This window comes from Okeania sp. SIO2F5 (assembly GCF_010692685.1).
Lineage (GTDB): Bacteria > Cyanobacteriota > Cyanobacteriia > Cyanobacteriales > Microcoleaceae > Okeania > Okeania hirsuta.
Window position 1 is genome coordinate 19,220 of the sequence record NZ_JAAHGU010000099.1, and the last position, 8,821, is coordinate 28,040.

Sequence of the window (8,821 nt, forward strand, 5' to 3'; positions counted from 1 at the left end):
ACTAAATATAGGCTACTATGTAGATGGATAGTAAAGTATGATAAGTAAAACTTAAACCAAAAAATGAAATAAATCACTAAAATTTTGACATTCAATACACATTCATATCGGGTTTGGAGCGATGGTGAAGTTGAAAATTTATGTTAATCTCCCAATATTTCATCAACAGTAAAAGTTACATTAGGCAAAGCTTGAATTGACAGAGTTTCACCACGTTGAAAAGTCTGCACAATCTCATAACCATTCGCTGTAGGTTGTCGGTAAACTTCCAGACATTCTTCAGTCAGATTTACTAACCAAACTTCAACAATATTATTCTCAGCATATAAGGGAATTTTTACTTCTTGGTCATATTTAACTGTTGTATCTGACACCTCTATAAGGAGAAATACATTTTCTGGTTGAGGTTGTTGAGTCTCATAAAAATCTGGTCGTCGTTGCAACAAACTGATATCTGGTTCTGGTTCAGAATTATTATTCAATCTTACAGGAATTTGAATTCCCACAGTAACAGTCTGTGCTAAACGCAAAAAGAACAGTTCATTAAGACGGTTGACACAACCTGCATGGCGAATACCCATAGGGGACATTGTGATAATTTCTCCTCTGATTAGTTCTACTCGTTCATTTTCAGTAAATACTCCTGCCTCCAGCATTTTATAATACTGGTCTACAGTAAATAGTCGTCGCAATAATTGTACAGACATGATCGACTCCTTGAGAAAATTGTATTAAGCATTCAGCAAACAGCTATCCGCATTCAGCTATTTTTTAGTTATAGCTCAAAGCTTTTTTTACTAATACTCACAACAGAATAAATTTATATAGTATTGGGTAATTAATATTAAAAATTTATGTTAGTTTCCCAATATTTCATCAACAGTAAAAGTTACATTAGGCAAAGCTTGAATTTCCACAGTTTCACCCCTTTGAAAAGTCTGCACAATTTCATAACCATTGGCAGTAGGTTGTCGGTAAACTTCCAGACATTCTTCAGTCAGATTCACCAACCAAACTTCAACAATATTATTCTCAGCATATAAGGGAATTTTTACTTCTTGGTCATATTTAACTGTTGTATCTGACACCTCTATAAGGAGAAATATATCTTCTGGTTGAGGGTGTTGAGTGCGACGAAATCCTTGCCGTCGTTGCAGCAAAGCGATATCTGGTTCTGGTTCAGAATTATCGTTCAATCTTACAGGATTTTGAACTCTCACAGTAACAGTTTTTGCTAAACTTAAAATGAACAGTTCGGTAAGATTGTCCACACAATTTGCGTGATGAATACCAATGGGGGACATTTTGACAATTTCTCCTCGGATTAGTTCTACTCGTTCATTTTCAGTTAATACTCCTGCTTCCAGCATTTTATAATACTGGTCTACAGTAAATAATCGTCGCAATAATTCTGCAGACATTTCCAACTCCTTAAGAATAATTACATGAATTTGTTTATGTATAACAATTATATTTATTATAAATATTCTTGCCTAACTTTAAAAAGCGTTTCGGTCCGGAATGTTCTACAAACAGATACCATTATCTATACACAAATTTTTAAGCTGATAGCTAATAGCTGATAGCTGATAGCTAGTTAAGTTGTTAATAATTGAATCAAATCCTCAGTTATCGGACAACCTGTTTCTCTTTCAAAATGAAGAAACATTGGACTAAAATTTGCCTCCAGGAAAACAAAATCTCCATTAGGTTTAAATCGCCAATCAATACCAGTCCATTTTAATCCGAATGCTTTAGTAATAGCTAAACATTGTCTTTTTATATACTCTGGTGTTTCTAAATAGATTAATTTAGCTCGTTTATCTTCCCGAAAATCTAAGGAACTACTCCTAATTTCAGCAGAATAAACTTTTTCGCCAATCACATAACTACGAATATTTGTACCGGGAATAAATTCTTGGATAGTTACAGGAGAAATGCTTAATGCTAATTTCATCCGATTAATTTCTAGATGTTCTTTCGTTAAAAATTGAGTATGAGAACCACCATAAACAGGTTTAAAAATTACATCCAGATATGATTTAGAGAAATCGATAATTTCTTGAGCATCATTAGTTACTAATGTCCCTGGAATCTTTACACCTATTTTATTCGCTAAACTTAATTGTAATGGTTTTTCTCTATGAAATTCATAAGCTTCCCAACTATTCACCCATTTATCGGGTTTAGACCGCATAAAAGAACGTAATAAACCCATCGAATCATTAACTGCTATTCTCTCCTGATATGAATCGGTTAATTCCGGAACATTGACCCCGGCAAAAGTCCGCCAAAAAATTTTATTTATATCTGCTAAATTCCATTTTCTGCCATCTGGAAATATTAAACATCCTGTGTGAGTAATAGGTTGCCAAGAGATTTTTAACTTAGTGGGAAATAAACGAGTATCTAAATAATCAACTGTTATTCCTTTTTCTGTGAGAGACTTTTTGAGATGGGCAGCATGAATATCTTCTTCACTGCCGAGGATTAAAATATTCATTAAAGTTATACCAATTTGACAACTGTTTGCTACAAATAGTTAGGCTATTTCTTAGGAGTCAGGAGTCAGGAGTCAGGAGTCAGAATGAATTGCTTTGCTCCCATTTTTTAGTCGTAATTTATCTTTTTAGTCAAAGGGACATCTCCTGTCAAGTATTTTAAAGGAAGAAAGGGAATGAGAAAGAAAAGGAAGACTTGGGAGAAAAAAGCGTAGATATTCAGGACTTACCCATGAGGTACAAAAAACTAGGATTTGAGATTGCTTCCCTATCAGTCGCTTCGGACGAAAATACCTTAGTATTGCGTAATACCAAATTGAAATGAAGCTGCATAGAATAATCTTTCAAGCATAATTGACTTCAAGCATAATTGACCGCAGGTAAGCGTAGATAAAAATAGATCGATTTAATGAATTTCATCATTCTATGCAACCTCAAATAAAACTGGTATAAGTTCTAATATTATGAGTTTGAATATATTTCTGCTTACAAGTCTACTTTCCCATTTATTAACTAAATAAAATTAAGGTTTAAATTATCTAGAGATGAAACACCTTCTATGATGGCAATCAAATCTCCTGATAGAGTAGATATATTAACTGAATCATTAACGATTTCAAAACTATAATCATTCAAAGTTCCTGATAACTTAATTTGATCTAAAGGAGTATCAAAATTTTGAATTAAAGCAAAGTCTGAATCACCAAAACCAAGATAAAAAGGCGACCCTTGGGAAGAACCAAGTATAAATTGATCTACTCCCTCTATTCCCGAACTACCAACTAATATATCAATTTCTCCTGTTCCCAAATCACTAGGTATAACTCGGTCGTTGATGAGGTCATATCCAATAACACTAACACCAACAATTCTGGTATTGTTGCCGAAAGCATTAATAATATCATTACTATCATTGTCAGTAAAAAAACCAATGCGTTCAATTTCAAATTGTCCAAACTGAATGTAATGTTCTAAACCAGAACTAAATTCTCCTCTATTGATAGCAACATCAATACCAGGATAAGATTGCCGATAAATCTCTTCATTAAAATCTCCACCTTCCTCTCCTATAGCTAAAGTAGTTACACCACCTTCTTCCGAACCTACTTGAGTGAAAGTTCCATTATTAATGGGAGTCGCAAAACCACCTTCTTCTCCTATTGCCAAAGTAGTAACACCGCCTTCTTCTCCTACTGCTAAAGTAGTAACACCACCTTCTTCTCCTACTGCTTGAGTGGTTGCGAAACCTTCTTCAGAACCTGGTTGAGTCAGAATTTCATTCTTAATAGGAGTCGCAAAACCACCTTCTTCTCCTATTGCTTGAGTCGTTGCTTCTCCAGGTGGCACTCCTATTGGAGTCATACCACCTTCTTCTCCTATTGCTTGAGTGGTTGCGAAACCCTCTTCGGAGCTTGGTTGAGTCAGAATTTCATTCTTAATAGGAGTAGCAAAACCGCCTTCTTCTCCTACTGCTTCAGTTGTTAGTTCTCTCGGTAGCATTCCTATGGGAGTAAGACCACCTTCTTCTCCCAGCGCTAGAGTCGTAGGTACAGGAAGATTACCACCTTCTTCTCCTATTGCTAAAGTAGTTGCTATAGCTTCACTGGTACCCCCTTCTTCTCCTAGTTCTAAGGTTGTCGCTATCAGTTCGCCACCATTTTCTGAATCATCAAAAGCTTCTGTTGTAGCACCACCTTCTTCTCCTGTTGCTAAAGTAGTTGCTATACCTTGAGAAGGGTCATTAGGAGTATTACGCTTAGGTTCAACTTGACTTTTTTGTAAAGACTCAAGAGTCTCTAGGTCATTGTCAAATGGATGTCTCATATTTTCCTTTTGTTCAAGTTTTATTTATGATCGGGACTTATGCGCGGACACTAAATCGAGTGAGGGCGCAATTCTGAGCTTGGCGCTACCCAATGCCATTTGCTACGCACAACTACGTTAACGCCCCTACAAATGGTGTTTTCAAGGGAGTTGCATGGGTAAGTCCTGTTTTATTTATTATGTTATGGAAAGTACTGAAGATTGTTGAAAATCTTCTATCAGTTACAGTATAGTTGAGAAATTTAGAAATATCGATCGCTATTTATAGATGAATAAACTACCCAATGACATAGATGAAGCACTCGCTCAAGCTATAGAAGCTACTAAGATAGCTCTCCAGGATGGTTATAGTAGAATCCAAATCGAAATAGTTATTCCAGAAATTGAACTTCAAGCTCAATCTCTAGCAGCACAATTTATTCCTGCTTTACTTGAAGAAGGCATTCAACCAAAAGTCTTCTTTCCTGATACTGGTGCTGCAGCATTAGCAAGACGAGATTGGCAAGAAGCGCCTTTTAAAGTAAAAGTAGAAGATATTGGCACAAGTAGGTCTCCAGTTGATAGCAAAATTTCACCGGAAGACGAGTTTTTTCTGTTAGTTGCCCTTTCTTCTGTAGAAGTGGCCCAGACCGAAAAATTGTGTAATCTGGCAGGCGATCGCCCAGTTGTAATGTTAATTCCGAGGTTAGAGGATGTATCTATTGTCGGAATTGGTTATGCAGCACGTCAACTCCGGGAAAGATTTCTTACAACTATTGAATCTTGCTACTATATCAAGTCTTTTGGTGAGGCTGCATTGTATCGTTGTTATCCTTCTCCCTGGCAAGTTTTGCTTGAGGAAAATGGCCAATATAAATTAATTGCAGAGCGATCTGAGAAACCAATGGGAGATACTGTGGAAATGATTTTAGCTGAAGCTACTACTACAGTTAAAATAGATAGCTCTGCTTCTTCTGAGCAAACTACTACTAAACCAAAACGGAAAGGATTTTTAACTGAAATTCAAAAATTCCTGCGTGCTTTAAGTAACTAAATTTTCCGCAGACATGAACTTACTAAAAGTATTTTTCGTCTAAGGTAGGCCGACCCCAATTTTACTCGAAGCTACAATTTGTTTCAAATTAGCTACATTCTGGATTTGCCTAAAAATTAGGGTCGGTTTACCTCAGAAACTATGTGATATTATAGATACAAATTAAAGTGAATAATATATTAGATGTTTTAATTAAATTTTCTGACATTAAAATTTAGTATAATAAAGTCTTTTTTGCCTTACTTAATGCAATAAAGTAGATAGAAAAAAACTAGATATTGTAGGAAATCTTTAGAAGTAAAAATGAAGCAGAGACGTATTATAATTGGTGATGTACATGGGCATTATGATGGTCTAATGGTTTTGCTAGAGGCGATCGCCCCTGGAAAAAATGAAAAGGTGTATTTTTTAGGGGACTTAATAGATCGAGGCCCAAAAAGCTCCCAAGTAATAGAATTTGTCAGAAATAGCTCCTATCAGTCTCTCCAGGGAAATCACGAACAAATGATGATTCAAGCTCTTTCAGATAAAGCAGACAAAAAAGGAGCATGGGAAGCTTGGTTTTACAGTGGAGGGAATGAAACGGTAGAAAGTTATAGAGATCAAGGAATTATGCCTTATGAGGATGTAGAATGGATTCGATCACTACCTCTATATCTAGACTTAGGAGATATTTGGTTAGTTCATGCAGGGGTAAATCCAAAACTACCTATTCAAAAGCAAACTTATCATGAATATTGTTGGATTCGCAAAGAATTTCATGGTATTGAAAAACCTTACTTTCCCAATAAGTTAATGATTATAGGTCATACTATAACTTTTACTTTTAATAATGTTGAGCCTGGAGAGTTAGTTCGTGGGGCAGGTTGGCTAAATATTGACACGAGTGCGTATCATCCTCGTAGTGGATGGCTAACAGGATTAGATGTTGATAATAATATTGTTTATCAAGTTAATGTTAATAGTAATGAAACTAGGAAAATGCCTCTAGAAGAACTTGTAAAACCTTATGCTTCCAAGCCAACTTTAAAAAAAATAATGCAAGAACCTTTATTAGCTAAAAAAAAGCACAAAGAGAAACTTAAGGTCAAGAACGATTGATAAAAATAGCAGTTTCTCTTTCAACAATTAATAATTAACAATTTCTTGTAAACTAAGAGGATTGGCTAAAAGGATTGTTTTTATTTTTTCTCTATGAATGGAGAGGCTTTATACCTTAATTTGTCGGTAAATATAAATATTTAGATTAATGCTGAATGCAATTAGAAGAAAAACAACAATTAATTACTTATTTAGGTCAATTTGTTACCCATGCTCGTTGGGAAAAAATAGTATCTGTTTTGCAGCAAAGAACCCGTCATATTACTGTTATTTTAGAAGATATTTATCAACCCCACAATGCTAGTGCGGTACTCCGAAGTTGTGACAGTTTTGGGGTACAAGATGTGCATATTATAGAGAACAAAAATATATTCACAATTACTCAAGGTGTTACTGTTGGTTCAGACCGCTGGTTAACATTATACCGCTATAATCAAGAAGGCATAAATAATACTCAAGAATGTTTAAAAAAATTAAGAAGTGAGGGTTATATCATAGCAGCAACAACCCCCCATACAAAACAAATAACTGTTGAACAATTATCTGTAAATACAAAAGTAGCGTTAATGTTTGGTTCGGAAATTAATGGGTTGTCAGAATATGCTCAAAACAATGCAGATGTATCGGTAAAAATTCCAATGCAGGGATTTAGTGAAAGTTTTAATATTTCAGTTAGTGTTGCTTTGTGTTTATATGATATGACAAATCGTTTGCGACGACAGCATAATAATTGGGAATTAACTGAAACAGAAAAATTAGATTTGGAATTAAATTGGCTGCGGAAATCTATTAAAGCTGGGGAACTTATTGAGAAGAAGTTTTTCAGAGATATTTGTAATTGAATAAGGAAGAAGGAAGAAGTAAGAAGCAAGAAGTAAGAAAGTGTTGAGTTATTTAGGAGGTAGCTGTATTTTGGTATCATTATTATCATTTTCTTTGTGGGTTTAATACCCCACCGTCTACACGGTGTTCAAAATTACTTGGGGGAGCGAATCCCCATGTAATTTTCCTCCTGTCTCCTGTTTCCTGTCTCCTGTCTCCTTCTTCAATTTGATTGCTCTTTAAGTGATAAATTTCCTAAAGTCAGGAGTCAGAATAAATAGCTTTAATACCATTTATTAGGTCGGAATTTATATTTTTAGTCCAGCGGACATCTCCTATAAAGTCTTTTAATTGCTCTTATTATTTGTAACAATCTTTTTCCAAATTGGTATAACACCCAATTTATTTAATTGAGTGAATTTTATTTAAAAATAGGTTGACCTTTAGGAGATAAAATATTTTACCTTGACTATGTTTCCGAGGGTCGTGAAATCAGCAACTAGGTTGGCAAATTCCGTGGAACCGTCGGCAAAATTTAATCTCATTTCGCTAAGGTTTAAGCCTCCTCCATGGGGTTTCCTGTAGTCGAATACGCTCTAAATGGTTTGGTGTGCCGTTCTGCCAAAAGACTGTTCCCGCTTCCGGACTGGTTACCCATTGCCAAGTCCCCTCTGTTGCTGTGTCATTTGCACCTAACCATCCACCTGCTTGTGCAGAGAAATGCTCTGTGGGTATACCGATGTTGGAAATAATAAAGTTGTTTTCTGCTTCAGAGGTGATGGTTATCAGATATCTCTGCCAACCATTATAAGAGCGAGTTTCAGCACTAGCTTTTGCTTGGTTCCAAGTGTATTCACCTGGAACATATTCGTAGTAGTGACCTGTATCGGAGTTGAAAAAGACGCTAGCGCTTGCTGGTTTGTTTATTGCTAAAGCGATAGTTGTTGCTCCTAGGCAAGCTATGGATAGTTTTTTTATGGAAATCATAGAGTTGTTTTATCCTATTTACTGACAATGATTTGAGGTAGGGGTTCTTGTCTTGACAGATATTTGCTTCTAAGGTTTTGACACGATCGCTCTTTAATGAATCACCAATTTTGAAATCTTTTTGTATTGTTTTGTATTATTGCGACATACGCAATAAAAGAGAGAATGATCGCTCTTTAATGAATCACCAATTTTGAAATCTTTTTGTATTATTTGTATTATTGCGTATGTCGCAATAATCGACAAAAGTATTTTTAAACCTTGTCGATCATCGACAATATTCATTACAAGGATCGTGTAATATGGTTTATGTTGTAAAAATTTCTGTCAAAAACCTTTTTGTTTGCTGAACAATATCCTTCTCAAATTTTTATCTGTATAACCTCACGGGGTGACAAGGTAGCTGAAAGCTATATATAGAGATGGACTCATCGAATAAGCTGAATAATACTTCAACTAAAAGAGAAGCATTATTGAGAATAGATGGAGGTGTGGTGCGATCGCACCACACCCCACACAGTAGGTTGATTATTTATTCATTAAAGCAATTTTT

General features: G+C 35.3%; 8 protein-coding genes. 3 read left to right on the forward strand and 5 right to left on the reverse strand.

Features of this window, described 5'->3' with window-relative positions; translation table 11 throughout:
• Nucleotides 1–143: 143 nt before the first annotated feature.
• The 4 genes from F6K27_RS23625 to F6K27_RS23640 all read right to left on the reverse strand — a co-directional run bounded on the left by F6K27_RS23625 (nucleotide 144) and on the right by F6K27_RS23640 (nucleotide 4,325).
• On the reverse strand, nucleotides 144–707 hold the full coding sequence (locus F6K27_RS23625; protein ID WP_287278592.1) for a Uma2 family endonuclease: 564 nt from the start codon (nucleotides 705–707) through the stop codon (nucleotides 144–146).
• 150 nt (nucleotides 708–857) lie between these two features.
• Nucleotides 858–1,421, reverse strand: a complete 564-nt coding sequence (locus F6K27_RS23630; RefSeq protein ID WP_287278593.1) for a Uma2 family endonuclease — start codon at nucleotides 1,419–1,421, stop codon at nucleotides 858–860.
• A gap of 176 nt (nucleotides 1,422–1,597) precedes the next feature.
• Entirely contained in the window at nucleotides 1,598–2,503 is a 906-nt protein-coding gene (locus F6K27_RS23635; protein WP_287278594.1) for a RimK family alpha-L-glutamate ligase, read from the reverse strand.
• 511 nt (nucleotides 2,504–3,014) lie between these two features.
• Nucleotides 3,015–4,325, reverse strand: a complete 1,311-nt coding sequence (locus F6K27_RS23640; RefSeq protein ID WP_287278595.1) for a hypothetical protein — start codon at nucleotides 4,323–4,325, stop codon at nucleotides 3,015–3,017.
• 268 nt (nucleotides 4,326–4,593) lie between these two features.
• On the opposite strand from F6K27_RS23640, the gene F6K27_RS23645 reads away from it, so the two are divergent.
• The 3 genes from F6K27_RS23645 (at nucleotide 4,594) to F6K27_RS23655 (ending at nucleotide 7,301) form a co-directional block, all read left to right on the forward strand.
• Nucleotides 4,594–5,358, forward strand: a complete 765-nt coding sequence (locus tag F6K27_RS23645) for a DUF1995 family protein (protein ID WP_287278596.1) — start codon at nucleotides 4,594–4,596, stop codon at nucleotides 5,356–5,358.
• A gap of 303 nt (nucleotides 5,359–5,661) precedes the next feature.
• Nucleotides 5,662–6,459 (forward strand): metallophosphoesterase family protein, encoded by a 798-nt coding sequence (locus F6K27_RS23650; protein ID WP_124142791.1) that lies wholly within the window; start codon nucleotides 5,662–5,664, stop codon nucleotides 6,457–6,459.
• A gap of 155 nt (nucleotides 6,460–6,614) precedes the next feature.
• Nucleotides 6,615–7,301 (forward strand): RNA methyltransferase, encoded by a 687-nt coding sequence (locus F6K27_RS23655; protein WP_124142792.1) that lies wholly within the window; start codon nucleotides 6,615–6,617, stop codon nucleotides 7,299–7,301.
• A 529-nt stretch (nucleotides 7,302–7,830) separates the two neighbouring features.
• On the opposite strand, the gene F6K27_RS23660 is transcribed toward F6K27_RS23655, so the two are convergent.
• Nucleotides 7,831–8,268, reverse strand: coding sequence for a hypothetical protein (locus tag F6K27_RS23660; protein ID WP_287278597.1), 438 nt, complete (start codon nucleotides 8,266–8,268; stop codon nucleotides 7,831–7,833).
• Between the last annotated feature and the right edge of the window lie 553 nt (nucleotides 8,269–8,821).